Raw genomic sequence first — 24,764 nt, 5'->3', positions numbered from 1 at the left:
GCGGATCAGGCCGCCGGGACGCCGAGACCGTAGGGCGTGTGCCCGTTGGCGTTGGTCACCGCCAGCCGGCTGTGCATGGACGTGTTGCCCGCGATCGCCGCGTAGTAGCCGGCCCGCCGCCGGGCCGTGATGCTGGCCGGGTTCTCCGGCACGGGCGCCAGGTGCGGGTCGAGGTGTGTGTTGAGGCCGTCCTTGAGCAGCGACAACGCCTCCGCCCGCAGCTGGCTGATCCGGCTCTCGGTGACGCCCAGGTCGGCGGCGATGTCAGCCATCGGCCGCTCGTTCAGGAAGTACTCCGTGATCACGGTCTGCAGCCGGTCGGGCAGCGCGGCGATCGCGTGGTGCAGATAGCCGATCTGCTCCCGGCGGATCAGCATGTCCTCCGGGCCCGGCGTCGGCTCGGTGACCAGGTCGTCGGCGCTGGAGCTGGTGAAGTTCTGCAACGACAGCACGGTCGCGCGCTGCACGTCGGAGTCGGTCTGGTGCAGCTCACCCGTGGTCGTACCGAGCGCCTGCGCCAGTTCCTCGTTGGTGGGCGTACGGCCCAGCGCGGTGGTCAGGCGCTGGCGGGTGGTGTCCGTCGCGCGCGCCTTGGTCCGTACGGACCGGGTGGCCCAGTCGAGCGAGCGCAGCTCGTCGAGGATCGCGCCCCGGATGCGGGTGGTTGCGAACCTGTGGAACGGGATGCCGCGGTCCGGGTCCCAGTTGCGGGTGGCCTTCACCAGGGCGTGCAGGCCCGCGCTCGTGAGGTCGTCGCGGTGCACGTGGTTCGGGATCCGGCTGAGCATGTCCCGGACCAGGTGGCCGACGAGCGGCATGTGCTGGCGGACGAGCTCTTCCTGTTCCCGGACGGACAGCACGGTTACACCGGCGGTGTCGGCGTCGAGCTCGGCAGCGGTCGTATCGGTGCTGGTCATACGTTTCCCCCGGTCTTGGTCGGCGGCCCGGGCGGTGGGCGTGCCGGCTGACAGGGAAACTGTCTGTGACCTCGGGTACGGCTTCCGGTTGCGGAGAGTTGCCGCAGGGTTGTATCCGAAGGGATCTTGAAGGTGGTTCCGGGCAGCGGGAATACGGCCGAGCGCTGCGGTGGGCGGGGGGTCGGGCGCTGCGGCTCTTTGAGGGGGCGCCGCCGTGGGGGGTTCGGCGGCGCCATGGATTGAATCGGCGCTGCGATGACCCGGTTGAGGGTTGGCGGCAGCTGTGGCGGGGCTCGCTCAGCGGCCGCCGCGGCCGGTCAGTTGATCGGGAACGCGGGACTGCGCCGCGTCCGGCGGCGGCGCACGCGGCGGCGGCGCTGCGTCAGCAGGAGCAGCAGTGGCGTGGCGGCCAGCACCACCGCGACCGCGGCGGCGGCGCCCAGCGAAACGCCTTCCGGCATCGCGGCCCGCGTGACGGTTGGCCGGCGCGGCGCGCCCGCCCGCGGAGCGGGCGCGTCCTTGGCGGTGTCCGTGGCGTCCTGCGGGCCGACCAGCTTGCCGACGGACGCCCCCCGCGGCACCTTGAAGCCCCAGTCGAGCAGCGCGGCGCCCTGCTGCCAGCCGCGCAGCGGGGACGCCTCGGCGCCCAGCAGCGTGGCGACCAGCCGGCGACCTCCCCGCTCGGCCGCGCCGACGTAGCTGTGCCGGGCGAGCTGGGTGAAGCCGGTCTTCCCGCCGAGCGCGCCCGGGTAGTTGTAGATGAGCCGGTTCTCGTTCTGGAACTGGAACCCGCCCTTCTTCAGGGCCTTCTGGGCGGGCATCTTCGCGCTGCGGGTGAGTGCGTACCTACGGAAGTCGGGCTGCTCGAAACAGACACGGGCGATCAGCGCCAGGTCGTACGCGCTGGTGAACTGGCCGGGACCGTCAAGGCCGGACGGGGTGACCGCGTGTGTCTGGTTGGCGCCCAGCCGCTTGGCCTCCGCGTTCATCGCGGCCACGGTCGCGGCGACGCCGCCGTCCCCGCCGCCGAGCCGGGCCAGCGTGTTCGCGGCATCGTTGCCGGAGTTCAGCAGCAGGCCCAGCCACAACGTGGACACCTGGTACCGCCCGCCGCGGACGAGACCCACGGCGGAGCTGCCCGGCTCGATCGCCACGTCCTCGTCGGTGACCGTCACGGTGCGCTTCGGGTCGAGCTTCGGCAGGACGGTCGCCGCCAGCAGCAGCTTCTGCACGCTGGCCGGGGTGCCGTACACATGGGGGCCGCAGCCGCCCAGCACCTCGCCCGTGTCCAGGTCGGCGACCAGCCAGCTGGTGGCGGTCAGCGCCGGTGGCCGGGACGTCCCGGACGGGACGACCAGCCCGTTGGTGTCCAGGGCGGGCCCGCCCACCGCCCGTTGTTCCGGATCGTCCTTGGGCGGCACGGGGCGAGGGGGGCGCCCGGGCGGCGGCTTGACCGGGGGCCGGGGACACGGCACGGGTGCCGTGCCCTCGGCGGCCCGGAGCGGATTCGCCGCGGCGGCGGCCCGGTGTGCCGCACCGGCGGCGGTCTGCGCCTCGCGGGACGGCGCGGCCGTGGCGGGGGCGGCGGCGCCGGCCGGCGCGACAAGGGCAGCCGCCACGACCGCCACCACGCCGCGCCAGCGCGGCCGGAGGTCGCGTGTCACGGCCATGTGACCTCCGCGTCGAGGCGGCGCTCCAGCAGCTGCGCCAGCGGCATCGTCTCGCCGTCACCGCCGCCCGCGCCGACCACCAGCCGCGGCCGGCTGGGCGCGAGCTGCGCGCCGCGGAACCGGGCCCGCACGGATGCGGGCACGCTGAGCACGTAGTACCGGCCGTCCTCGCCGACCGCGACCGACCGGTTCGCCTTGAGATACCAGCCGCGCAGCCGGGTCCGGTACGTGGCGCGGCCGTCGAACGCGTGCGCGGCCAGCGGCGACGGGGTCAGGCCGCGCTCGGCGGCCCGCTGGACGAAGTCGGTCAGCAGAGCCGACGCCTGGGCCGCCTCGGCAGCCCGGTCCGCCTCCAGCGCGGCGGCGCGCCCGGCGACTGCCCGCCCGCGCTGCTCCTGCCAGACGGCGTGCTCGTCGGTCATGGCGACGACCCTAACGTCCGTCCGCCGCCCGCAGCCACCCGGGTTTGCGAAGCCGGTCGATCGGCCCGGCCCGGCGAATCGCGTGAATGGCCGTGCGCCATTTCACAAAGTCAGCCCCGAAAATGGGCCGGAGGAATCGTTATGTGTCGAATTTTCACGGAACCGTTGCGCCGGAACGTTGGCGCGGGTGACACTGATCGCGGTTCTTAGGGAGAACAAACGGGAGTCGTCATGGCACGGCGCGTCATCACCAGTTTGATCGACGATCTGGACGGCAAGAAGGCGGATCGCACTGTCGAGTTCAGTCTCGACGGCACGCACTACACGATCGACCTTTCCGAGGCCAATGCGGGAAAGCTGCGAAAGGCGCTGGATCCGTTCATCGCCGCAGGCACGCGGGTTGCCCGTGGTGCTGCTGGGCGCGCTCCGGGTCGTGTGGGGCGCGGCGCGCCCGCCGCCCGTACGGCCAGCAGCCGCGACGAGAACCGATTGATTCGTGAGTGGGCTTCGCGCCACGGACATCAGATCTCCGAACGCGGCCGCATTCCGTCAAGCGTCACCGCGGCGTACCGGCAGGCGCACACCGGCTGACCGAAAGAGTCAGGAAACACGTACGAAACCGTTGGCGCATTTCCGCCATCACGGCGTCGTGCCGCGTGCGGACCGGCGTGCGCTGCCGGGGCATCCCGGAAAGCGACTTCGTACGGCCGGGCCCGGTGCCGGGGAAAATGGTCCGCCGCCGGGGAATGGGATTCCGGTGATGGACCGCGCGGTGATCGTCGAGCGACGCGGCGTAACGGACCGGCGCCGGCGGATGTGGCGTGGTTCGCGCCCGCGACGCCCGGCGGTTCCCGGCCGAAAACCGTTATCGGGGGGTGGGGGCCGCTGGTCTCCGTAGGGGGCCGGCCGAAACCGGCGGTCGGCCCGGCTCGTGGGCGTGGTGCGCGTCGCCGCCACGAGCGATGATCATTGCCGCACGAGAGGCAGGTGACATGCCGGATCAACCCGACACCGCGACCGTCGTGGCGGCCCGCGCCGGTGACCAGGCCGCCACGGACCGGCTCATCGCGGGCTACCTGCAGCTGGTCTACACGATCGTCGGCCGCGCCCTCGAAGGCCACGCCGACGTCGACGACGTCGTCCAGGACACCATGCTTCGGGTGCTGCGCAATCTCGGTGGCCTGCGCGAACCGGAGGCGTTCCGGTCCTGGCTGGTGGCGATCACGGTCCGGCAGGTCCGCGAGCGGGTACGGCTGCGGCGCGGGGCCCCGGACGTCCTGGTCGACGCGGACATCCGCGACCCGGGCGCCGACTTCACCGACCTGGCCATCACCCGGCTGGAACTGTCCGGGCAACGCCGGGAGACCGCCGAGGCGACCCGATGGCTCGACGAGGACAACCGCGAACTGCTCTCCCTGTGGTGGCTGGAAGCGTCCGGGGAACTGACCCGCGACGAGATCGTCGCGGCCCTCAAGGTCACCCGCCAGCACGCCGCGGTCCGGGTCCAGCGCATGAAGGGCCAACTGGAGACGGCCCGGGTGGTCGTGCGGGCGTTGGCCGCCCAGCCGTCCTGCCCGGACCTGCGACTGGTCGTCGCTGACTGGGACGGCCGCCCGACCGCGTTGTGGCGCAAGCGGATCGCGCGGCACACCCGGGACTGCCCGCACTGCGCACCCGCCTGGTCCGGACTCGTCGCGGCCGAGCGGCTGCTGGCCGGGATGCCGCTCGTCCCGCTCCCGCCGCCATCCGCCCTCGGCCCGCCGATCGGCGCGACATCCGGTGGCGGCCATCCGCCGGCACCCGGCGACAGCGCGGCCGCACATGGCGGCGGCCATCCGGCGGGGCCAGGCAGCGGCGGCCATCCGGCGGGGCCGGGCAACGGTGCGGTGGGGCACGGGCACAGCACGGCGCTGGGCAAGGGCGCGGCGGCCAAGGGCGGTGGGCATGCGGCGGCGCTGGGCAAGGCGGTCGCCGGTGGTGTCGCCCGGCGCGTGCTCACCGCGGTGCTCGCCTCCGGGGTCGTGGTGGGCGGCGGCGCGATGGCGTTGCAGCAGTCCGCCGATCCTCCCGGCCCCCCGCCCGCCGCCGCTGCGCTTGCGACCCGGGCGCCGCAGCCCCGGCTGTCGCCGGCCGCCCCGGCGGTCACCTCAGCCCCGGCCCCGGCCGCCACCAGTGCCACCGCGCGGCCGGCGAAGAAGCAGGCCCCGGCCAAGAAGGGCGTCAGCGTCTGGAAGTTCCGCGGGCTGTCCGCGGCGCTCGGCGACGTCGGCGCCGGGTGGTACTACAACTGGGCCGCCGACAACGCCGACGTGCCCGCGCCGGACGGGGTCGAGTACGTACCGATGATCTGGGGCCGGGACGCGGTCACCGACGCCACCCTCGACCGGGCCCGGCGCACCGGGCGGGTGCTGCTCGGCTTCAACGAGCCGGACCTGCCCGGGCAGGCCGATCTGACGGTCGGGCAGGCGCTCGAGCTGTGGCCCCGGCTGGAACGGACCGGCCTGCGCCTGGGCAGCCCGGCGGTGGCGCACGGCGGGGACACTCCGGGCGGCTGGCTCGACCGGTTCATGTCCGGCGCCAAGGCCCAAGGCCGCCGCGTCGACTTCATCACCCTGCACTGGTACGGCTCCGACTTCCGCCCCGCCGCGGTCGGGCAGTTCCTGAGCTACGTCGACGCGGTACACCGCCGGTACGGGCTGCCGGTCTGGGTCACCGAGTTCGGGCTGGCGAACTTCGGCGGCACACCGAAGTATCCGACCGGGGCCCAGCAGGCCGCGTTCATCCGGGGCAGTACGGCCGGACTGCAGTCGCGCCGGTACGTCGAGCGGTACGCCTGGTTCGCGTTGCCCGCGGTGGGGGACAGCGCCGCCTTCGGGCTCTACCGGAACGGCTCGACCCCGACGGAGGCCGGGAGGGCGTACCGGGCCGCGGGATAGGGTCGGGCCATGATTCGCTTCGGCTACAAGGCGTCGGCGGAACAGTTCCCGCCGGCCGAGCTGCTCAGGTACGGGGTCGAGGCGGAGCGGCTGGGCTTCGACTCGGTGTTCGTCAGTGACCACCTCCAGCCGTGGCGCCACGACGGCGGGCACGCCCCGGCGGCGCTGCCGTGGCTGGGTGCGCTGGCCGCGCGCACCGAACGGGTGCTGATCGGCACCAGCGTGCTGACGCCCACGTTCCGCTACCACCCGGCGGTCGTCGCGCACGCGTTCGCCACCCTGGGCTGCCTCGCCCCGGGCCGGGTCATTCTCGGCCTGGGTTCGGGGGAGTCGCTCAACGAGGTGGCCCTCGGCACACAATGGCCGGACGGCAAGGAGCGCTTCGCCCGCCTCAAGGAGGCGGTGGCGCTGATCCGGCAGTTGTGGACCGAGGACCGGGTGACGTTCGAGGGCACGTACTACCGGACGGAGCTGGCGACGATCTACGACAAGCCCGAGCAGCCGGTGCCGATCTACATCGGCGCGTCCGGTCCGGCGGCGACCCGGCTGGCCGGGCGGGTCGCGGACGGGTTCATCACGACCAGCGGCAAGGGCCATGGCCTCTACACCGACACCCTGCTCCCGGCCGTACGGGAGGGTGCGGAGAAGGCGGGCCGGTCGGTGGACGACCTCGACCTCATGATCGAGGTGAAGGTGTCGTTCGACCCGGATCTGGAGCGCGCCCGCAACGACACCCATTTCTGGGGTGCGCTGGCGCTGTCACCCGAGGAGAAGGTCGGGGTGGAGGACCCGATCGAGATGCAGCGCCGCGCCGACGCGCTGCCGGTGGAGCGCACCGCGACCCGGTGGATCGTCTCGGCCGACCCCGAGGAGCACACGGCGAAGGTCGCCGAGTACCTCGACATGGGCTTCAAGCATCTGGTCTTCCACGCCCCCGGCCCCGACCAGGAACGCTTCCTGCAGTTGTACGGCCAGCAGATCCTGCCCCGGCTGCGCGAGCGGGCCGGCGGCTGACCGCCACCCGGGCGGCGGAGTGCCGGGCCCCGGCCGGGCGCGGCGACTGCGCGCCCGCGCCGGGCGTCCCGTGCTGCGGTGCCGCCCGCAGCGCGGTGGTGTCCGGCGGGCTGGTGGAGTGCCGCCGCTGGTACTCGGTCCACGCCGCCCGCAGGCCCCAGCCCAGCCCGCGCAGCGCGCGCCGCTGCGACGGCCCGTGAATGCGCGGGTAGCCGATGCTGGCCACCTCCACGATCCGCAGCCGCGCCGTCCCTGTACGCAGGGTGAGCAGCGGACCGATCTCCGGCCCGTCACCCCACGGCCGGCCGCCCCGGCGTGACCCGGGCCGGACGGTCGCGGGCAGATCGAGCATCGGCAGCACGTCGCGCCGGTACGCGTTGTAGCCGTACCCGAGGTCGGTGAACCGGGTGCCGAAGACCGCGTTGACCAGTGCGCACAGCAGCCGGTCGGCGAGTCGTTCGAGGCGTGGCCCGCTCAGCTGCGCGCCGCCGTGGCGGTACCGGGAGCCGTGCGCCACCTGTGCCCCGGACAGCACCGCGTCCACGAACCGGGGCAGCTCGCCCGGGTCGGCGGAGCCGTCACCGTTGAGGGTGACCACGATGTCGCCGCTGGCGGCGGCGAGCCCGCAGGCGAGCGCGTTGCCCTTGCCGGTGCGGGTCTGCCGGACGAGCACGGCGTCGGGGCGGACCTCTCGGGCCACGGCGACCGTGTCGTCGATCGAGCCGCCGTCGACCACCACCACCTCGTCGACCGGGGGCAGTCCCTCCAGGACGAGGGGCAGATTCTCCTCCTCGTTCAGGACGGGAATCACGACGCTCACGGTGGGTGACGACACGGGGTCGCGCGGCAGGGGGTACGGGGGCCGCGAGGAAGGCATGGCGGTGACTCCTCGGACAGTGCGGCGCTGGGGAGGGCGCCGTCGCGCTTCAACCTAGCAAGCTGGCCGTGCACGTCAACCGTGCATGTTGCCGGTAACCGGGAACCGGCGTGGGTATCGGGCCCATGGGGGGCGGCAGGGGGAGCTAGGGTGCAAGAGGATCGTCCGGGGACAACCCCGGCGATCCGTTTGCCCCGCCGAAAGGACGCTCCCGTGAAACTTGGCCTGCACATCTCCAGCTTCACCTGGCCCGAGGGCGCGCCCCGGCTCGGCGCGGTCCTCGGTGAGGTGGCCGCGGCGGCCGATGAGGCCGGGTTCGAGCGGATCAGCGTGATGGACCACCTGTGGCAGATCGGGGTGATCGGCCCGCCCGAACAGGAGATGCTCGAGGCGTACACGGCGCTGGGTTTCCTGGCCGCGCACACCCGCCGGGCCAAGCTGCTGACGCTGGTGACCGGCGTGGTGTATCGCGAGCCGGGCCTGCTGGCCAAGGCGGTCACCACCCTCGACGTGCTCTCCGGCGGCCGGGCGATGCTCGGCATCGGCGCCGCCTGGAACGAGGAGGAGGCCCTCGGGCTCGGCCTGCCCTTCCCGCCGACCGCCGAGCGGTTTGAGCGGCTCGAGGAGGCGCTGCAGATCTGCCGCCGGATGTTCGACGGCGACGAGACCGCGCACGAGGGCCGGCACTACCGCCTGGGCCGGCTGCTCAACTCGCCGCCGCCGGTGAGCCGGCGCGTGCCGATCCTGATCGGCGGTGGCGGCGAGAAGAAGACCCTGCTGTTCGTCGCGAAGTACGCCGACGCCTGCAACCTGTTCGGCGGCCCGGACGTGCAGCACAAGCTCGACGTGCTGCAGCGGCACTGCGCGGCCGTGGGCCGCGACTACGCCGAGATCGAGAAGACCGTGCTGTACAACTTCGACCTCGGCGAGAAGGGCGAACGGGTCGGCGAGATCATCGACGACCTGCGCCGGCTGGCCGGGCTCGGCTTCACCGTGGCCCACGGCAGCCTGCGCAACGCCTGGGACGTCGACCAGTACGAGATCTTCAAGAACGAGCTGATCCCCGCGGCCGAGGCCCTGTGAGCGGCATCGCGGCGGTGGTGTTCGACCTCGACGGCGTCATCATCGACACCGAAGGGGTGTGGGAGGAGGTCCGCCGGGGCTACGTCGCCGAGCACGGGCGCGCGTTCCTGCCGGACTCCCAGCAGCGGATGATGGGCATGAGTACGGGTGAGTGGTCGCGTCACCTCAGCCAGGAGGTGGGGGTGGGGCGTACCCCGCAGGAGGTGGCCGATGACGTGCTCGGTCGCATGGCGCAGCGCTACGCCGGCGCCCTGCCGCTGATCCCCGGCGCCGTGGCCGCGGTCCGCCGCCTGGGCGAGCGGTTCCCGCTGGCCCTGGCCAGCTCGTCCGCCCGGATTCTCATCGACCAGGTGCTGGCCACCGCGGGGCTGACCGACGCGTTCCGGGTCACCTTGTCCACCGAGGAGGTGGACCGGGGCAAACCCGCCCCCGATGTGTACCTGGCCGCCGCGCGGCGGCTGGGGCTGGCGCCCGGTGACTGCGCCGCGGTCGAGGACTCCAGCAACGGGCTCCGCGCGGCCGCGGCCGCCGGGCTGGCCGTGGTGGCGGTGCCGCACGGCGGCTACCCGCCCGCGCCGGACGCCCTCGCCCTGGCCAGCCTCGTCGTCGACGACCTGGACGACCTGACCGCGGAGGCGATCGCTAAGCTGCGGTGAGTGCCGGAGTACGCCGGGACCGCAGGGCGGTCGGCGTGGACGCGGCCCACCACCCTACTAGTGGGTAACCGTGCGTACCGCCGGATGGCTCCGGTCGCTGAAGCGCCGCGCCGGGGTGGACGTTTGAGGGAGTTCGGGGTGTGGCCCGGGTGCAGTCCGGTTGCACGCGCCCCGGCGGCCTTCCGGTGTGGTGGGCGCGCTCCCGATACTCGATCACATGGAACCCGTCGCCCCCGTAAACCTTGCCAGCACGGGTGGTAGCCGTCCCGCAGGCTGGCAGGTACAGCTTCGTGTCGACTATGTCGTCAACAAGGTCATGCAGACGCACCGCGGCCAGTCCGAGGATATCGTCGCGCAGGCAATCCAGGACCAGCTCCGCTACTTCGGAGTGGTGCCCAACGGCCGTCAGGTCGCGCAGTACGCGACCGTGATCTCGCAACTGCCCCTGCTGCCCCCGGCGAACGCGACCGCCTGATCTGCGCTGGCCCGCGCGGCGGGCGACTGCTTCCCGGTCCGCCTCAGCGGGCCGGGAAGCGCAGTATCCGGTCGTCGCCGGGGCGGGGGTCACCGCGCCCGTCCCGGTTCGAGGTCGTGAGCCACAGTGCGCCGTCCGGTGCAACGGCCACGGTGCGCAGCCGTCCGTACCGGCCGGCCAGCTCGGCCCGGGGCGGGCCGCCGCGCAACGGTACGGTCCACAGGCGCTCGCCGCGCAGCGCCGCCACGTACAGGGTGTCGCCCGCGATCGCGGCACCGGACGGGGACGCCTCGACCGTCGTCCACGTCACCAGCGGGTTGACGTAGCGGCTGTCGCCCGAGGTCCCCTCCACCTCGGGCCAGCCGTAGTTGGCGCCCGGCCGGATGATGTTGACCTCGTCGACGCGGTTCTGGCCGAACTCGGTCGCGTACATCGTCCCGTCCGCCGACCAGGCCAGGCCCTGCACGTTGCGGTGGCCCAGGCTCCACACCGGTTTCCCGCCCGGGTTGCCCGGTGCGGGGGCGCCGTCCGGGGTCAGCCGCAGGATCTTCCCGTTCGAGTCGTCGGGGTCCTGCGCGGACGGGCGGTCCGTGGCGTCGCCGGTCCCCGCGTACAGCATGCCGTCGGGGCCGAACGCGATCCGGCCGCCGTCATGGATGCCGGCCTTGTCGATGCCCTTGAAGATGACCTCGGGGGCGGCGGTGCTGCCCAGCCGGAATCGGACGATCCGGTTGTCGTGCGCGGCCGTGAAGTACGCGTACACCCAGCCGGTGCGGTCGTGGTCCGGCGCGATCGCGAGCCCGAGCAGCCCACCCTCGCCCGCGGGCGCCACGCCGGGCACCCGGTAGACCTCGAGCGGTGCGCCGCCGCCGGGGCGCACCTGCAGGATCCGGCCGGACTTGCGCTCGGCGACCAGGGCGCTGCCGTCGGAGCGCAACGCCAGCCCCCACGGCACCTCCAGGCCGGTGGCCACGGTTTCCGGTGCCGACAGGTCGGGGGTGCCCTTCGTGGTGGAGGTTGCGGGTGGCCGCGCCGGACCGGAGGACGGCGTTCCCGGGGCCGGTGTCCCGGAAACCGGCGGCGGCGGGGGAGTGGGTGAGCCGCCGTCGGAGCAGGCTGCCACGAACGCCACGCCTGCGGTGACGACCGCCAGTGCCCAGCGCGGTCGAACCCGAGTCGGGGTCACATCCGTTCCCTTCGCCGATGATGTTCCCCTCCACGGTGCCATCCCGCCGCCAGGGCACTCCGCCCGGGCCCGGGATGACAACGGTGCATCCCGGTTGTGCGGGTGCCCGATCCCCGGTAGGCAGAGATGGACCGGCCACTTTGTCTTCCCGGAGGAACAATGCGGTTCCGAGCATTCGCCGCGCTGACCGCTGCGGCCACCCTGGTCCTCACCGGCCAGCCGGGCCCGGCACACGCCGCGCCGCCGAAGCAACCCACCGCGTACGGCTACGGCGGCGCCGTGGCCACGGTGGACCCCACGGCCACCGCCGTCGGCATCGACGTGCTGCGTCGTGGCGGCAACGCGGTCGACGCCGCCGTGGCGGCCGCGGCCACCCTCGGCGTGACGGAGCCGTTCTCCGCCGGAATCGGCGGGGGCGGCTTCCTCGTGTACTACGACGCCCTGCACCGCACGGTGCACACGATCGACGGGCGCGAGGCGGGCCCGGCCACGATGACCGAGACCACGTTCGTCGATCCGGCCACCGGGCTGCCGTACGCCTTCCAGGAGGCCCGCGTCAGCGGCCTGTCCGTCGGGGTGCCCGGCACGCTGGCGACCTGGGACGCGGCGGCGCGGCGGTGGGGCACCCGGCCGCTGAGCAGTCTGCTGCGCCCGGCCGCCCGGGTCGCCGAGCAGGGCTTCGCGGTGGACGCCACGTTCCAGCAGCAGATCGCGGACAACGCCGCCGCGTTCGGGCAGTTCGACGCGACCCGCGAGCTGTACCTGCCCGGTGGCGTCCCGCCCGCGGTCGGCACGGTGCAACGCAACCCGGATCTCGCGGCCACCTACCGGCTCATCGCCCGGCAGGGGACCGGCGTCTTCTACCGCGGCCCGGTCGGCGCCGACATCGTCCGTACGGTGCAGCACCCGCCGGTCTCGGACCATCCCACCGGCACGTGGGCGTCGCCGATCCGCCCCGGCGACCTGCAGGAGTCCGACCTGGCCGGCTACCGGGTGCGCTATCCCGCCCCCACCCGATCGGACTATCGCGGCCTCACGGTGTACGGCATGGCCACCCCGTCCAGTGGCGGCACGGCCGTGGGTGAGGCCCTGAACATCCTGGAGACCGCCGACCTGCGGCATCTGCCGCTGATCCAGGCGCAGCACCGGTACCTGGAGGCCAGCGCCCTGGCCTTCGCCGACCGCAACCGCTACGTCGGCGACGGCACCCCCCGCGCCACGCTGCACACCCTGCTCAGCGACGGCTTCGCGAAGGCCCGCGCGTGCCTGATCGACCCGGCGCACGCGCTGGCCAAGCCGGTCGCCCCGGCTCCGCTGACCGCCTCCGGCTGCCCGGCCGGGACGCCCGGCGCCCCGGTCGAGGACGGCCAGAGCACCACCAACCTGACCGTCGCCGACCGGTGGGGCAACGTCGTGGAGTACACCCTGACGATCGAGCAGACCGGCGGCAACGCGATGGTGGTGCCCGGGCGGGGATTCCTGCTCAACAACGAGCTGACGGACTTCAACTTCACGCCCACCCAGGGCGACGCGCCGGACCCGAACCTGCCCGGCCCGGGCAAGCGGCCGCGCAGCTCGATGTCGCCGACGATCGTGTTCGATTACGGCAGGCCGTGGCTGGCGCTCGGCTCGCCCGGCGGCGCGTCGATCATCACGACCGTGCTGCAGGTGCTGGTGAACCGCCTGGAACTGGGCATGTCCCTGCCCGAGGCGGTCGCGGCGCCGCGCGCGTCGCAGCGCAACAGCCCCGGGATCCAGGCCGAGGCCGCGTACCACACTCAGTTCGGGCCGCAGCTGACCGCGCTGGGGCATGCGTTCGGGCCGGACACCCCGGAGCTGGGGGCGCTGACCGCCGTCGAGTTGGGGCCGCACGGCAAGCTGACCGCGGCCGCCGAGCCGGCACGCCGCGGCGGCGGCGCGGCCGCGGTCGTGGTGCCCGCCCGCTGAGTCCCGGCCGGATCGACCGGCCGCAGAGGCATGACAGCCCCCGGGGTGGTGTGGTGTGCCGACCACCCCGGGCCGCGGCGTGTGGAAGGTCGTCGGTCACGTGCTGAGCACGATGGTCACCGCTCCGGCGGCCACCAGCACCGCGGCCCACAACCGGTCCACGTTGAACCACGCCCGGCGCAGCACCGCCAGCCCCACGTACTCGTAGACCAGCGACGCGCACACCGCCATCACCGCGAACATCGCCCCGGTGTGCACCCCCGCGGCGGCCAGCCCCTGCAATGCCGCCCCGGGGGTGCCTTCCGGCCCGGCCAATGCCGCCGCGAGCGGGTGCCCGCCGTGACCGGCCGGCCCGGCGGGCAGCGGTGCGCGCAGGAGCACCGGCAGCAGCATCAGCCCGGCCCCGTGCGCGGACGACATCAGAAACGACCAGCCGGCGAGCTGGTACGCCGACAGCCGCATCCCCGCCCACCGGAAGTGCCGCTGGGACAGCAGCCGCCAGAGCCCGAAGCCCACCAGCAGCGCCCCGCCCCCGACGCCGACCGCCTGCGCCGCGCCCAGCGACGCGGTGGCCGAGACGAGCGCCGCGACGATCGCCACCGAGGCGAGATGCCCGGCCGCGATCGGTGGCAGCGACCCGAACAGCACCCGGCGGCTGCGCTCCTGCATGCCCCGGGCCACCGCGAACAGCCAGCCCATCGCCGGATTCAGGCCGTGGAACGCGCCCAGCGCGGCCAGCGCCGCCCATTGGGCGCCGCTCACGGGAAGCAGTACGAGTCCGAGGACGCGTCGCCGCCCTGCAGGCGGGTCTGGTGCACCCGCAGCCCCCGGAACTCGTCGCCGTGCGGGAAGAAGCGCGGATCCAGGGCCATTCCGCCCGCCTCCGGGTCCACGTCCACCTTCGCCAGCCAGGCACCCACGCCGTCCGGGTAGAACTGGTCGTCCCAGGAACCGTACAGCGAGTTGGTGACGTAGACCCGGCGCCCGTCGCGGGACACCTCGACCATCTGCGGGCCGCCCGCCAGCGGCTCGTCCGGGAAGGACGGGTGGGCCACCCGGCCCACGACCCCGCCGAGCCGCAGCGAGCCGGTCTCGACCGGGTGGAACGGGTCGCGGACGTCGAACTGTTTCAGCTCGCCCGTGCCCCAGCACGACACGTACAGAAAGCGGTCGTCCACCGACAGGTCGATGTCGGTGACCAGCGGGGGGACCGCGCCGAAGGGTTGCAGTGCGGGCGGCAGGTCCGCGGGGTCGGCCGGTTCGGCCGGGATGTCGATGACCTTGGTGACGGCGAACTCGCCGCCGTCGCGGTGCCACACCCAGATGGAGGCGGACAGGTCGGTGACGCTCGTGACGACGCCGACGAAGCCGTACTCCTTGGTCGGGTCGTGGGCCGGGCGCAGTTCCAGCGTCATCTGGTATTCGTCGCCGAGGTCGACGCTCTGCACCAGGGTGCGTTTGGCCAGGTCCCAGAAGTGGATGCGGTGGCCGTACTTGCGGCCGAGGAGCAGTTCCGGGTTCACCCCGTCCTCGATCATGGACGGGGTGCCCCACTCGGAGCTGACCAGTACGTCGCGGGTGAGATGCCACCAGAAGTCGTACGCGAGGTACTGGTCCCCGCGGTCGTGCTCCCACCGCCCGCGCACGTCGAAGGTGGTGTGGTCGAGCACCGCGATGCCGCCGGGCCCGTCACCGCCGGTGCCCGCGCCCAGCGCGGAGACGTAGATGCCGTCCGGTCCGCAGTGGACGGTGTGCGGGCGCGAATAGTCCGCCTTCGCCGCCAGCTCGTCCGCGCTGATCTCCTTGACAACCCGCGGGTTGCGGGGGTCGTCCTTGGTGTCCAGCACGTAGATGCGCGACGAACGCAGGCCGGGCACGATCAGGTAGCGGCGTTCCACGTGCGGGTGCGGCGCGGTCGGGCACAGCGCGCTGGAGCAGGCGTTCCAGCCGAAGTGGTGCAGTTCGTCGCCGACGTGCGGCAGGTCGGTCCAGCCGACCACGCGGCCGTAGGTGGGGGAGCCGGGGTCGGTGTCGAGCACCGCGATGGCGTCGGGCCGGCGCGCCGCGCGGTCGAACGCGGCCACGTACGCGAGTTTCTCGGCCGGGGCGCCGACCGCGTCGCGGGGCGAGGGATAGAACGTCGGATCCGGGGTCCAGCGGGTCATGACCGCCAGTCTCGCGGGGCGCGGGCGGCAGGGCCAGCCTTGACCCGGAAGAGGGACACCGGCGTCAGCGGGCTTCCATGGGCAGCCGGACCATCACGGTCGTGCCGGGGCCTTCGTGGTCGGTGAGTTCGATGGTGCCGTGGTGGCGTTGCACGATCGCCCGGGTGACCGACAGCCCGAGCCCGGTGCCGGGGATGGCGCGGTTTCGGGCCCGGTTGCTGCGGTACATCCGGTCGAACAGGCGCTCGCGTTCGTCCTCGGTCACCCCGATCCCGGTGTCCGACACGGTCAGCTCCGCGACCCCGCCGTTGATGCGCAGCCGCACCGACACCTGCCCGCCGTCCGGGCTGTATTTCACCGCGTTGCCGAGCAGGTTGTCCACGACCTGGCGGAGCCGCGCCTGGTCGCCGGGCAGTACCAGCGCCTCGGGCAGGTCGGAGGTGACCGTGACGGCGGTGCCCTCGGTCTGTTCTCCGGCCGCCAGCACCGCCGCGGCCACGACCGCCGCCATGTCGACCGGGCCGGTGCTCATCGCGATGTGCCCGGTGTCCAACGCGGACAGTTCGAGCAGTTCGTCGATGATGCGCCGGAGCTGGGCGGTGTTGCGTTCGATCACTTCCAGCATCGCCGGGGCGTCCGCGGCCAGTGCTTGCGCGTCGGCCCCGCGCAGCAGTTCGGTGTACGTGCTGATCGACGTCAGCGGGGTGCGCAGCTCGTGGCTGATCAGCGCCAGGTATTCGTCCTTGCTGCGGTTGAGCTGCCGCTGCAGGTCCTCGACGAGGCGCCGGGCGAGGAACTGGCCGATGTGCGCGGCGATCCCCGCCAGCAGCGCGACCAGTTCGTCCTCGGGGTCCTCCACGGTGTCGGCGAAGACGGTCAGCACTCCGAGGGTGTCGCGGCCGTCCTGCACCGGCACCGCCAGCGCCGCGTGCAGCTGGGACCAGCCCCCGGTGCGCAGCGGGATCAGGCTCTGCGGCTGGCCGATGTCGCGCAACCACAGCGGCTTCGCGACCTGCCAGGCGCGCCCGGACAGGCCCTCGCCGAAGGCCAGCTCGGGGGGCACCTCGATGTCCCCGCCCTGCCAGTACGGGGCGGTCCAGTGCGCGACCGTGCGGGCCATGCCGGCGGGCACGTCGACCAGCCACAGCTCGGCGTGCACCCAGCCCAGGGTGGAGACGACCGCTTCGAGGACCCGCCGCCCCGCCGCCTCGACGGTGTTCTCCTCGGCCAGCGCGTTCGCCACGGCCAGTTCGCAGGAGCGGAACCGTTCGGCGCGCCGTTGCCGGGTGACGTCCTGCAGGGCCGCGACCGCGCCCTGGGTCTCGCCGTCGGGACCGATGATGGGCTGGGCGTCGACGAGATAGTGCCGCATCCGCCGGCTGCGGCCCTGCACGACCATCCGCTCGTTGCGCAGGGTTTCGCCGCGCAGTGCCCGTAGCAGGACGACGTCGTCGTGGGTCACCGGCTGGCCGAGTTCGTCGAGCAGCCCCACGAACGCGGCCGGGTCGTCCAGGTCGCTGGGTACGGGCGCGCCGCCCCACAGCCGGAACATCTGCTGGTTGATCAGTACGAACCGGCCGTCCGCGTCGCAGGCGACGACGCCGTCGTGCAGGCTGTCCAGCACCGCGTCGAGGAAGCGCCGTTGCCGGTCGATGAGGTGCCGGGCGACCTGCTCGGTGACCAGCTGGGTGGCGACCCGGGCGGCCGCGGCGCAGCCCGCGATCTGTTCGGCGGTCCAGGCTCGCGGGCCCGGGTCGTAGGCGCCGCACACCCCGACGACGGCGCCCTGCTGGTCGTGCACGGGCTGGCCGAGGTAGGCCCCGGGCGCCGGGGGGCCGTCCGGGACGACCACGGCCTGGCCGGTGGTGAGCACGCGGGTGGCGAGCTCGTCCGGCACGCGTCCGGCGTCCGGGCCGTGGCTTCCGCAGACCTGCAGAGCACCGTCGATGGCCAGCCCGATCGCGGCCGTGGGGGCTTGGGTCGCCTGTGCCAGCAGGGCGGCGAGCTGGTCCGCGGAGCCACCCGCGAACAGCTCGCGGGGCAGGTCTGCCAGGCCGGACGCGCGGGGCGGTGGCGCATCGCGCGCCCGCCCGGCGCCGTCGCCGGCGTCCGTCCGACCCATGGCCCGACCTCCCGTTGAAGCCTAACAAGACCAAAACGGCAGAACCGGCTATTCAGGTGCGGGTGGCCGCCCGGAAGACCAGGTCGGCGATCGGCCGTCCGGCCAGCTCCCCACGACGCTCGAACTTCGTCACCGGGCGGTGCCGCGGTCGCGGCGCCACCCCGTCGTACGTGTTGCGCAGGCCGGGATCCGCGGCCAGGGTGGCGGCCATCGCCTCGGCGTACTCCGGCCAGTCCGTGGCGCAGTGCAGGATCCCGCCCGGGCGCAGCCGCTCGCGCAGCAGTGCCACGTTGTCCGGCCGGATCAGCCGGCGCTTGTGGTGGCGTGCCTTGGGCCACGGGTCCGGGAAGAAGGCGTGCACCGCGTCGAGGCTCCCGGGCGCCAGCCGGTGCACCAGCTCCATCGCGTCGCCGCAGGCCACCCGTACGTTGCGCAGGTCCTGCTCGCCGACCAGGGCGAGCAGATTGCCGATGCCCGGGGTGTGCACCTCGACCGCGAGATAGTCGCGGCCCGGGTCGGCGGCCGCCATCGCCGCGGTGGACTCGCCCATCCCGAACCCGATCTCCAGTACCCGGGGGGCGACCCGGCCGAACAGCTCGCTCAGGTCCAGCGGGGTGCGGTCGCCGTCGGCGACCGTGAGCCCGTGGGTGGGCCACAGCTCGGCCAGGGCGTCGGCATGCCGGGTACTCACCCGCCCCCGGCGTGGGTGGAAGGTGCGGATGGGGCGGGCGGTCACGGTGTCAGACATCAGGCGACCACGATAGCCGCCGGAGCCGGGTGGCCGGCCCGGCACCGCTCACCGGGCGGTCGGCTGCACGCTGGGCTGCGACCCGGCGTGGAAGGGGGTGCGCGTGCCCGTGCCCAGGTCCACCTTCAGGACCCACGAGCCGCCCCGGTACTGGCCGGTCACGACGGCCTGGTTCGCGTCCACGTACGCCGGCTCGCGATCGTCCGCCGCGCCCACGGTGCGCTTCACACCGGTCGCCGGGTCGTACTCGACGACGTGCACGGGCTGATCGTCGGCCGTGGTCTCACCCTGCTGGTAGGCGGTCCAGGCCAGCCGCGCGCCGTCCGGGCGCCAGCTCGGCAGGACTGCGAAACCGGAGGTCTCCAGGCTGCCGCCGCCGTACGCCGCCACGGTCCGCTCGGCGCCGGTGGACACCGTGCCGATCGTGAGGCAGTCGTCGTAGATCGACTCGCAGAGGCCGCCGCGGAACGCGATCCGGGCGCCGTCCGGCGACCAGGCCACCGCGTCGTCGTAGCGCAGCCGCTCGGTCAGGGTGCCGGTCGCGGGCCCGGCGGGCGCCGTCGCGGCGGGCAGTGCCTCGCCGCGGCACTCGGCCGGGAACAGCACCTGCGGGGCGGCACCCGGCGCGGTCGCCGAGATCTGGTACACCCCGGGCCCGCCCGTGCACGACGGCGACGCGAACGCGATCCACCGGCCGTCCGCCGACCAGGACGCCCCCGCGGCGGGGCGGGTGCTCAACCGGCGCTTGGCGCTGCCGTCGGCCTTCATGACCCACAGCTGGCCACCCTTGAGTACGGCGAGCTGCCGGCCGTCCCGTGACCAGCGTGGCCTGGCATAGCCGCCACCGGTGGTCAGGCGCTTCTCGGTGGCGCCCTTGCTCACGTACACGTTGCCGCTGCGCACGTAGGCCACCAGGCTGGGCATCGTCGGTGCCGCCGCCGCCGCGGCGGCAGGTGCCGCCTGGCACACCGCCCCCGCCGCGGCGCCCAGCACCGCCAGCACCATGCCGCCCGTACGTCCCACTGCTCCCATGACGTAACGCCCCCCGACGTCTCGTTTCCCCCTGGCACTTTCCCCTGCCACCGAGAGCATCGTCGCAACCGAGCTGCACCTGAGCGATTCCCGATCCGAAACCGAGAAAATCACACCGACCCGGCCCTGTCGCCACCCGCGAGTGGACGACCGGGCCAGGTCCCGGAGCCGCCGGGGACCACCGGCCCGACGGCGTCCGGCTGTGCGCGAGCCGGTCAGACCGTCTGGTCGCGGTCGATGAACGCCACGCTCTGGCGCCACACCTGACCGTCGACGAAGATCAGCGTGCCGACGGCCCACACCTCGCGCCCGCCGAGCCGCTCACGGGCCTGGTAGAGCACCGTGTCGTCGGTGATCTGCGCCGCCTCGACCTGCTCGATGTTCGGCTGCTGCTCCAGGTACGCGTCGAACAGCTCCTTGATCTCCGTACGCCCGCGGACCACCTTGTCGAGGCGGACGAACTCCGCGTCCTCGGCGTAGCGCTGCGCCAGGCCGGCGGTGTCGCCCGCCTCCAGCAGCTGCACCTGCGTCGCAAGAAATTCCTGACCAACGTTGCCGTCGCCCATGGCTGGCTCTCCAAGTCTTCATCCAGGCCGCGGCCTCACCCGCCGAACGGGCGGCCATTGGTCGGGCCGACCGGCGGCCCGAGTGGTCCCCCACCGTAGGGCGCCGAGCGTGGCCCGGGGCTCTCCACGACCGAAGCGGCGCCCACCTCGTCAGGTTCAGGCGGACATCACGGTGGGTCGGTGCACGAGGTGCCCCGGTACCCGCGCAGCGCCCCATCCGCGCTCCCGTTCGGCGGCCCGGGGTATCGCCGGGGTCGATCCGCGACAGTGCACCCGTGGACCTGACGAGGTACGTCGCGCGGGCCGCGCGCACCGCCGCGCGTTCGTACGCTGTCCACTCACGCCAGGTCCCGGCGGGATGACCGGCTGTGTCGGCTGACGCGGCTTATCGGCCCCGCGGCCGGTCCGGCCGCCGTCTGTCCTCCCGGGCGGGACCTCACGAACAGGGAGTGGTCATGACCTACGCCAGTTGGTTCCGCCGAGCCGGCGGCTATCTTGTGGACGCCGTCCTCGCGTTCCTGCCGTCGTTCGCCGGCGGCCTGGTCTACGAGTCGACGGTCGGCCCGGACGGTGAGCCGAGTGCGTTCGGGCGCGCCGCCGACCTGATCGGCATCGCGCTGGCCGTGGTGGTGTTCGCCTACAACCGGTGGATCCGGGCCGGGCGTACCGGGCGCAGCTGGGGGCGGCAGTTGATGCGGATCAGCCTGATCGGCGAACAGAACGGCGGGCCGGTGGGTGGCGCTCGGGCGTTGCTGCGCGACCTCGGCCACGTCGCCGACACGCTGGCGCTCGGGCTGGGCTGGCTGGCCCCGTTGTGGGACGGCAAGCGGCAGACGTTCAGCGACAAGCTGGTGCGTACCGTCGTGGTGGAGGCCGCCTGATGTCTGCCGACGGCGTGATCCCGAGCACGGTGCGGAAGTTTCGCAGCGGTCAAGATGCTCGTACCGGCATGACGAATACTCCACTCAGATCCGACAGCCCCCTGCTGCAGCCGGTGACGGTCGGCGCGCTGCAGGTGCCCAACCGCATCTGGATGGCACCACTGACCCGTAACCGGGCCGAGGTGGACGGCACGCCCAGCGCGCTGCAGGCCGAGTACTACGGCCAGCGTGCCGGCGCCGGCGTGATCATCGCCGAGGGCAGCCAGCCGTCCGCCGTCGGCCAGGGCTACCCGAACACGCCGGGTCTGCACACCGACGCGCACCAGCAGGGCTGGCAGCGCATCGCCGACGCCGTACACGCGGGCGGTGGCCGCATCGTCGTGCAGCTGATGCACGCCGGTCGCATCTCGCACACCAGCACGATCGGCGGGCAGACCCCGGTGGCGCCCTCGGCCGTGCGGGCCGCGGGCGAGGTGTTCACGCCCACCGGCCTGCAGCCGTACTCCGAGCCGCGGGCGCTGGAGGCCGACGAATTGCCGGGGATCGCCGCCGAGTTCGCCGACGCGGCCCGCCGGGCGGTGGCCGCCGGTCTCGACGGCGTGGAACTGCACGCCGCGAACGGCTATCTGCTGCACCAGTTCCTGGCCGACGGCGTCAACCAGCGCACGGACGAGTACGGCGGCTCGCCGCAGAACCGGGCGCGCTTCGTCGTCGAGGTGGCGGCCGCGGTCAGCGCCGCGATCGGCGCCGACCGGGTCGGGATCCGCATCTCGCCGCAGCACGGGTTCAACGACATCACCGAGGACGACCTGTCGGTGTACGAGGTGCTCGTCGCCGAGCTCGCGCGGCTCAAGCTGGCCTACCTGCATGTGCTCGCCGCGCCCGGCGACCCGATCGTCGGCAAGCTGCGCGCGGCGTGGCCCGCGACGTTCGTCCTCAACACCGGCTTCGGTGCGGATTCGGACCGGGACGCGGTCGAGCGCATCGTCGCCGATGGTGTCGCCGATGCCGTGACCGTGGGCCGTCCGTTCATCGCCAACCCCGATCTGGTGCAGCGGTGGACGCGCGGCGCCGATCTCAACGAGCTGGACGCGACCACCTTCTACGTCGGCGGCGCGAAGGGCTACACGGACTACCCCGTGCTGGCCTGACCGGTCGTGCCCCGGCCGGTGCCGAGCCACGCCTGCGGGCTGCCTGCCCGTTGCCCCTCGCCGGGCAACGGGCAGGCGCCGCGGAATCCGGTGTCCCGGCGGGGGTCAGGCCGCGACGGCCGTCCACATGGCGGAGAACGCGGCGGCCTCCCCGGCGAGCCAGCGCTCGACGTCGGCGGTGCGGGCCGCCGCATCGATGCGGTGGACGGCGCCGCGACGCAGGTCCACCAGCACCGGTTCGGCCTCCGGCAGGATCTGGTCCATGTGCCGCGCCATCAGGTGCAGCGTCGCCGTGACCGCCTCGGCGGAGGGTGGGTCCTCGTCGAAGTGCAGGCGCACCGCCTCGCGGCGGCCGTCGGCGAACCGCAGACCGAAATGTGGATTGATCTTGACGGCGAGCGGGCCGACCGAGGCGAGGGCGTCGCGGGTCTGAGCCAGGCTGACGTCGTCGGGGTCGCCGAGCGACTGCAGGTACGTCGCGGCACCCGCGCTGACCGCCTCGTAGAGCGGGCGCCAGCGCGGTTTGACCAGGTCGGTCACCCCGGCCAGGTGGCTGCCTCCGGTGCGGAACGCGACATCGGCCTTGAGTGCCTTGACCAGCTGGCCGTGGGGGTTGAATCCCGACCGGCGTTCGCGCTGGCGGCGCAGACCGCCGACGAACTGGGCCTTGGCGGGGCCGATCCGCGCCACGTAGCGGGTGAAGCCGAGCATGGTCGTGTAGGGCGGAAGGGTGAGGGCGGACGGGTGCGGACGGGACGCCGCGGATGGCGGCACAACGGGCGTTGTCACGTGATCTCCCCGCAGGTCAGGAGCTGTTTTAGTACATACATTCTAATCGACGGGTACGACATTCCCAACCGCCGGAGCGGGGTGCCGCCGTGGTGATTTCGCAGACCGGCCCGGTGCCGCCGATGCCCTCCGGCGAGCTGCTGCTGTTCCTGTTGCAGGTCTCGCTGATGCTGGCGCTGGCGCTGCTGCTCGGCGCGACCGCGGTCCGGCTCCGCCTGCCCCGGGTGGTCGGCGAACTGCTGGCCGGCGTCCTCATCGGACCGTCGGTGCTCGGTCACCTGGCTCCCGCGGTCTCCGGCTGGCTGCTGCCGCGACAGCCGGAGCAGGTGCACCTGCTCGACGCCGTGGCGCAGCTGGGCGTGTTGCTGCTCGTCGGGCTGACCGGTATGGAACTGGACCGGCAGCTGATCCGGCGGCGCGGCGCCACCGCCGCGCGGGTGAGCGCGGCCGGGCTGCTGATCCCGCTCGCGTTGGGTGTGGGCACCGGCTATCTGCTGCCGGCCGCGTACCTCGGTGGCACGGACCGGACCGTGTTCGCGCTGTTCCTCGGCGTGGCCATGTGCGTCAGCGCGATCCCCGTCATCGCCAAGACACTGACCGACCTGGACCTGCAGCACCGCGACGTCGGGCAGCTCGCGCTGATCGCCGCGGCGGTGGACGACACCGTCGGCTGGTTCCTGCTCTCGGTGGTCGCGGCCATGGCCACCATCGGCGTCAGCCCTGGCCTGGTCGGCCTGTCCCTGTTGTACGTCGCAGGATTCGTCGCCGTCGCGGCGGTGGCGGGCACGCCGACCGTACGGTTCCTCATGGGGTTGGCGGCCCGGTCGCCGGGGCCGGGTCCGTCCGTGGCGACCGCCGTGGTGATCGTGTTGCTGGCCGGGGCCGCATCGCACGTGCTGGGCCTGGAGCCGGTCCTGGGTGCCTTCGTGGCCGGGCTGCTCGTGATGCGCTCCGGCACCGCGGATCCGCAACGCCTGGCCCCGCTGCGGGTGGTCGTGCACGCGGTCCTGGCACCGTTGTTCCTGGTCATGGCCGGATTTCGGATGGACCTGACCGCGTTGGCCCGGCCCGAGGTGACGGTGCTGGCCGTCGCGGTCATCGCGGTGGCGATCGTCGGCAAGTTCGTCGGCGCCTACCTGGGTGCGCGGCTGAGCCGGCTGGCGCACTGGGAGGGGATCGCGCTCGGGGCGGCGATGAACTCCCGTGGGGCGGTCGAGGTGGTCGTGGCCATGACCGGCCTGCGACTCGGCGTGCTCGACACCGCCGGCTACACCGTCGTGATCCTGGTCGCGCTCGTCACCTCCGTGATGGCCGGGCCCCTGCTGCGGTGGTCGATGGCCCGGGTGCAGGAAGGCGCGGAGGAACAGCTGCGCCGCGCCGTGGCCGACGCCTGGCGCGGCGCGGTGGCGCCAGCACCGGATCCGGGGCGCTGAAGCAACCGATCGGCAACTGACGGTGCTTGTCAAGATCGGCTACGCTGCGCCGATGCCTTTCGAGCCCGGAGACGTCATCGTTCGCCGATACCGGCGCGCCGGGCGGTACACGTGGGCCCAGCCGATGCGGGTGATCAGCGACGACGAGGCCGGCCTGCTGCTCTGGCACCCCGCCGGCAGTGACTTCGCCCGGCTGAAGGACGCGGACGGCAACACCCAGCACGAGCTTCCGGTCGACCGGATGCGCAATCCGAAGCTCGTCCTCGGCACGTGGCAGGACTACGACATCCTGGTGCTGATGCCGCCGGGGGCGTCCCACTCGGTCTGGTGGTTCTTCTCCGACGGCGAGTTCGACTCCTGGTACGTCAACCTGGAGGACCCGTACGTCCGGCTGCCCGACGGGGTGGACACCACCGACCTCGTCCTCGACATCGTCGTGGACCCGCAGCGACGGTGGGAATGGAAGGACGTCGAGGAGTTCGGCCAGCGGACCGGGAACCCGCTGTACTTCGACGCCGACCAGGCCGAGGCCATCCGTGCCGAGGGTGAGCGGGTCGTCAAGCTGATCGAGGCGGGCGACTTCCCGTTCGACGGCACCCACACCGGTTTCCGCCCGGACCCGGCCTGGACGGCGCTGCGCCTGCCCGCCGCGTACCCCGACCGGCCGGCGTGACGAAGAACCGACCCCCGCCCG

23 protein-coding genes are annotated in these 24,764 nt (G+C 73.3%); 11 read left to right on the top strand and 12 right to left on the bottom strand.

All coding sequences use genetic code 11. From position 1 onward, the window contains the following. Positions 1-5: 5 nt before the first annotated feature. The 3 genes from ACMCNO_RS24785 to ACMCNO_RS24775 all read right to left on the bottom strand — a co-directional run bounded on the left by ACMCNO_RS24785 (position 6) and on the right by ACMCNO_RS24775 (position 3,009). Complete coding sequence (locus tag ACMCNO_RS24785; protein WP_412751838.1) at positions 6-917, bottom strand: sigma-70 family RNA polymerase sigma factor; 912 nt, start codon at positions 915-917, stop codon at positions 6-8. A 317-nt stretch (positions 918-1,234) separates the two neighbouring features. Continuing rightward, complete coding sequence (locus ACMCNO_RS24780; protein WP_412751837.1) at positions 1,235-2,587, bottom strand: D-alanyl-D-alanine carboxypeptidase family protein; 1,353 nt, start codon at positions 2,585-2,587, stop codon at positions 1,235-1,237. Next, entirely contained in the window at positions 2,578-3,009 is a 432-nt protein-coding gene (locus ACMCNO_RS24775) for a hypothetical protein (protein WP_412751836.1), read from the bottom strand. Before ACMCNO_RS24775 ends, ACMCNO_RS24780 begins: the two co-directional genes overlap by 10 nt. Before the next feature lie 231 nt (positions 3,010-3,240). Here ACMCNO_RS24775 and ACMCNO_RS24770 point away from each other — a divergent pair, with 231 nt between their 5' ends. The 3 genes from ACMCNO_RS24770 to fgd all read left to right on the top strand — a co-directional run bounded on the left by ACMCNO_RS24770 (position 3,241) and on the right by fgd (position 6,959). Beyond that, positions 3,241-3,600, top strand: a complete 360-nt coding sequence (locus ACMCNO_RS24770) for a histone-like nucleoid-structuring protein Lsr2 (RefSeq protein WP_412751835.1) — start codon at positions 3,241-3,243, stop codon at positions 3,598-3,600. A 401-nt stretch (positions 3,601-4,001) separates the two neighbouring features. Then, on the top strand, positions 4,002-5,945 hold the full coding sequence (locus ACMCNO_RS24765) for a sigma-70 family RNA polymerase sigma factor (protein ID WP_412751834.1): 1,944 nt from the start codon (positions 4,002-4,004) through the stop codon (positions 5,943-5,945). 9 nt (positions 5,946-5,954) lie between these two features. Continuing rightward, the gene (gene fgd / locus ACMCNO_RS24760; RefSeq protein WP_412751833.1) at positions 5,955-6,959 is read left to right on the top strand and encodes a glucose-6-phosphate dehydrogenase (coenzyme-F420); all 1,005 of its coding nucleotides are present in this window, start codon (positions 5,955-5,957) and stop codon (positions 6,957-6,959) included. Here fgd and ACMCNO_RS24755 read toward each other — a convergent pair. Continuing rightward, positions 6,856-7,770 carry a glycosyltransferase family 2 protein gene (locus ACMCNO_RS24755; RefSeq protein WP_412751832.1) on the bottom strand — a complete coding sequence of 305 codons (915 nt, stop codon included), beginning with the start codon at positions 7,768-7,770 and terminating at the stop codon, positions 6,856-6,858. The two genes, fgd and ACMCNO_RS24755, sit on opposite strands and share 104 nt — an antisense overlap. 279 nt (positions 7,771-8,049) lie before the next feature. Between ACMCNO_RS24755 and ACMCNO_RS24750 the strand changes: the two genes are divergently transcribed. From ACMCNO_RS24750 to ACMCNO_RS24740, 3 genes are all read left to right on the top strand, one after another. Then, positions 8,050-8,919, top strand: a complete 870-nt coding sequence (locus ACMCNO_RS24750) for an LLM class F420-dependent oxidoreductase (RefSeq protein WP_412751831.1) — start codon at positions 8,050-8,052, stop codon at positions 8,917-8,919. Continuing rightward, the gene (locus ACMCNO_RS24745; protein WP_412751830.1) at positions 8,916-9,575 is read left to right on the top strand and encodes an HAD family hydrolase; all 660 of its coding nucleotides are present in this window, start codon (positions 8,916-8,918) and stop codon (positions 9,573-9,575) included. The genes ACMCNO_RS24750 and ACMCNO_RS24745 overlap by 4 nt, the downstream gene beginning before the upstream one ends. A gap of 217 nt (positions 9,576-9,792) precedes the next feature. After that, positions 9,793-10,050: a hypothetical protein gene (locus ACMCNO_RS24740; RefSeq protein ID WP_412751829.1), complete on the top strand. Its 258-nt coding sequence runs from the start codon at positions 9,793-9,795 to the stop codon at positions 10,048-10,050. Between the two features lie 43 nt (positions 10,051-10,093). Here the strand turns inward: ACMCNO_RS24740 and ACMCNO_RS24735 are convergent, their stop codons facing one another. Beyond that, positions 10,094-11,236: a PQQ-dependent sugar dehydrogenase gene (locus tag ACMCNO_RS24735; RefSeq protein ID WP_412751828.1), complete on the bottom strand. Its 1,143-nt coding sequence runs from the start codon at positions 11,234-11,236 to the stop codon at positions 10,094-10,096. A gap of 159 nt (positions 11,237-11,395) precedes the next feature. Here ACMCNO_RS24735 and ggt point away from each other — a divergent pair, with 159 nt between their 5' ends. Further along, positions 11,396-13,183: a gamma-glutamyltransferase gene (gene ggt / locus ACMCNO_RS24730; protein WP_412751827.1), complete on the top strand. Its 1,788-nt coding sequence runs from the start codon at positions 11,396-11,398 to the stop codon at positions 13,181-13,183. A 96-nt stretch (positions 13,184-13,279) separates the two neighbouring features. Here ggt and ACMCNO_RS24725 read toward each other — a convergent pair whose 3' ends face one another. From ACMCNO_RS24725 to ACMCNO_RS24700, 6 genes are all read right to left on the bottom strand, one after another. Next, a complete protein-coding gene (locus tag ACMCNO_RS24725; RefSeq protein ID WP_412751826.1) occupies positions 13,280-13,945 on the bottom strand; it encodes a hypothetical protein in 666 nt (221 codons plus the stop codon). Further along, the gene (locus ACMCNO_RS24720; protein WP_412751825.1) at positions 13,942-15,348 is read right to left on the bottom strand and encodes a selenium-binding protein SBP56-related protein; all 1,407 of its coding nucleotides are present in this window, start codon (positions 15,346-15,348) and stop codon (positions 13,942-13,944) included. The genes ACMCNO_RS24725 and ACMCNO_RS24720 overlap by 4 nt, the downstream gene beginning before the upstream one ends. Positions 15,349-15,412: 64 nt before the next feature. Beyond that, positions 15,413-17,470 carry an ATP-binding protein gene (locus tag ACMCNO_RS24715; protein WP_412751824.1) on the bottom strand — a complete coding sequence of 686 codons (2,058 nt, stop codon included), beginning with the start codon at positions 17,468-17,470 and terminating at the stop codon, positions 15,413-15,415. A 52-nt stretch (positions 17,471-17,522) separates the two neighbouring features. Next, positions 17,523-18,218, bottom strand: a complete 696-nt coding sequence (gene trmB / locus ACMCNO_RS24710; RefSeq protein ID WP_412751823.1) for a tRNA (guanosine(46)-N7)-methyltransferase TrmB — start codon at positions 18,216-18,218, stop codon at positions 17,523-17,525. Positions 18,219-18,266: 48 nt separating this feature from the next. Beyond that, positions 18,267-19,250 (bottom strand): hypothetical protein, encoded by a 984-nt coding sequence (locus ACMCNO_RS24705; RefSeq protein WP_412751822.1) that lies wholly within the window; start codon positions 19,248-19,250, stop codon positions 18,267-18,269. A 215-nt stretch (positions 19,251-19,465) separates the two neighbouring features. Then, a complete protein-coding gene (locus tag ACMCNO_RS24700) occupies positions 19,466-19,816 on the bottom strand; it encodes a nuclear transport factor 2 family protein (RefSeq protein WP_412751821.1) in 351 nt (116 codons plus the stop codon). 455 nt (positions 19,817-20,271) lie between these two features. On the opposite strand from ACMCNO_RS24700, the gene ACMCNO_RS24695 reads away from it, so the two are divergent. After that, positions 20,272-20,697 (top strand): RDD family protein, encoded by a 426-nt coding sequence (locus tag ACMCNO_RS24695; protein WP_412751820.1) that lies wholly within the window; start codon positions 20,272-20,274, stop codon positions 20,695-20,697. Between the two features lie 68 nt (positions 20,698-20,765). Next, entirely contained in the window at positions 20,766-21,848 is a 1,083-nt protein-coding gene (locus ACMCNO_RS24690; RefSeq protein ID WP_412751819.1) for an alkene reductase, read from the top strand. Between the two features lie 105 nt (positions 21,849-21,953). Here the strand turns inward: ACMCNO_RS24690 and ACMCNO_RS24685 are convergent, their stop codons facing one another. Continuing rightward, positions 21,954-22,559, bottom strand: a complete 606-nt coding sequence (locus tag ACMCNO_RS24685; RefSeq protein ID WP_412753804.1) for a hypothetical protein — start codon at positions 22,557-22,559, stop codon at positions 21,954-21,956. A 167-nt stretch (positions 22,560-22,726) separates the two neighbouring features. On the opposite strand from ACMCNO_RS24685, the gene ACMCNO_RS24680 reads away from it, so the two are divergent. Beyond that, on the top strand, positions 22,727-24,070 hold the full coding sequence (locus ACMCNO_RS24680) for a cation:proton antiporter (protein ID WP_412751818.1): 1,344 nt from the start codon (positions 22,727-22,729) through the stop codon (positions 24,068-24,070). Between the two features lie 52 nt (positions 24,071-24,122). Beyond that, positions 24,123-24,743 (top strand): DUF402 domain-containing protein, encoded by a 621-nt coding sequence (locus tag ACMCNO_RS24675; protein WP_412751817.1) that lies wholly within the window; start codon positions 24,123-24,125, stop codon positions 24,741-24,743. Positions 24,744-24,764 lie beyond the last annotated feature (21 nt).

Source organism: Krasilnikovia sp. M28-CT-15, assembly GCF_047159595.1.
In the GTDB taxonomy this organism is placed as follows: domain Bacteria; phylum Actinomycetota; class Actinomycetes; order Mycobacteriales; family Micromonosporaceae; genus Actinoplanes.
The sequence above is the reverse complement of the archived record's forward strand: the minus strand, read 5'-3'. Positions and strand labels throughout refer to the sequence as shown.

Bases quoted from the DNA above. Each gene is read 5' to 3' on its own strand.
- ACMCNO_RS24685 (WP_412753804.1), bottom strand. From the start codon at position 22,559: ATGCTCGGCTTCACCCGCTACGTGGCGCGGATCGGCCCCGCCAAGGCC.
- ACMCNO_RS24695 (WP_412751820.1), top strand. From the start codon at position 20,272: ATGACCTACGCCAGTTGGTTCCGCCGAGCCGGCGGCTATCTTGTGGAC.
- ACMCNO_RS24675 (WP_412751817.1), top strand. From the start codon at position 24,123: ATGCCTTTCGAGCCCGGAGACGTCATCGTTCGCCGATACCGGCGCGCC.
- ACMCNO_RS24785 (WP_412751838.1), bottom strand. From the start codon at position 917: ATGACCAGCACCGATACGACCGCTGCCGAGCTCGACGCCGACACCGCC.
- ggt (WP_412751827.1), top strand. From the start codon at position 11,396: ATGCGGTTCCGAGCATTCGCCGCGCTGACCGCTGCGGCCACCCTGGTC.
- ACMCNO_RS24690 (WP_412751819.1), top strand. From the start codon at position 20,766: ATGACGAATACTCCACTCAGATCCGACAGCCCCCTGCTGCAGCCGGTG.
- ACMCNO_RS24775 (WP_412751836.1), bottom strand. From the start codon at position 3,009: ATGACCGACGAGCACGCCGTCTGGCAGGAGCAGCGCGGGCGGGCAGTC.
- ACMCNO_RS24705 (WP_412751822.1), bottom strand. From the start codon at position 19,250: ATGGGAGCAGTGGGACGTACGGGCGGCATGGTGCTGGCGGTGCTGGGC.
- ACMCNO_RS24770 (WP_412751835.1), top strand. From the start codon at position 3,241: ATGGCACGGCGCGTCATCACCAGTTTGATCGACGATCTGGACGGCAAG.
- trmB (WP_412751823.1), bottom strand. From the start codon at position 18,218: ATGTCTGACACCGTGACCGCCCGCCCCATCCGCACCTTCCACCCACGC.
- ACMCNO_RS24720 (WP_412751825.1), bottom strand. From the start codon at position 15,348: ATGACCCGCTGGACCCCGGATCCGACGTTCTATCCCTCGCCCCGCGAC.
- fgd (WP_412751833.1), top strand. From the start codon at position 5,955: ATGATTCGCTTCGGCTACAAGGCGTCGGCGGAACAGTTCCCGCCGGCC.
- ACMCNO_RS24700 (WP_412751821.1), bottom strand. From the start codon at position 19,816: ATGGGCGACGGCAACGTTGGTCAGGAATTTCTTGCGACGCAGGTGCAG.
- ACMCNO_RS24715 (WP_412751824.1), bottom strand. From the start codon at position 17,470: ATGGGTCGGACGGACGCCGGCGACGGCGCCGGGCGGGCGCGCGATGCG.
- ACMCNO_RS24780 (WP_412751837.1), bottom strand. From the start codon at position 2,587: ATGGCCGTGACACGCGACCTCCGGCCGCGCTGGCGCGGCGTGGTGGCG.
- ACMCNO_RS24765 (WP_412751834.1), top strand. From the start codon at position 4,002: ATGCCGGATCAACCCGACACCGCGACCGTCGTGGCGGCCCGCGCCGGT.
- ACMCNO_RS24740 (WP_412751829.1), top strand. From the start codon at position 9,793: ATGGAACCCGTCGCCCCCGTAAACCTTGCCAGCACGGGTGGTAGCCGT.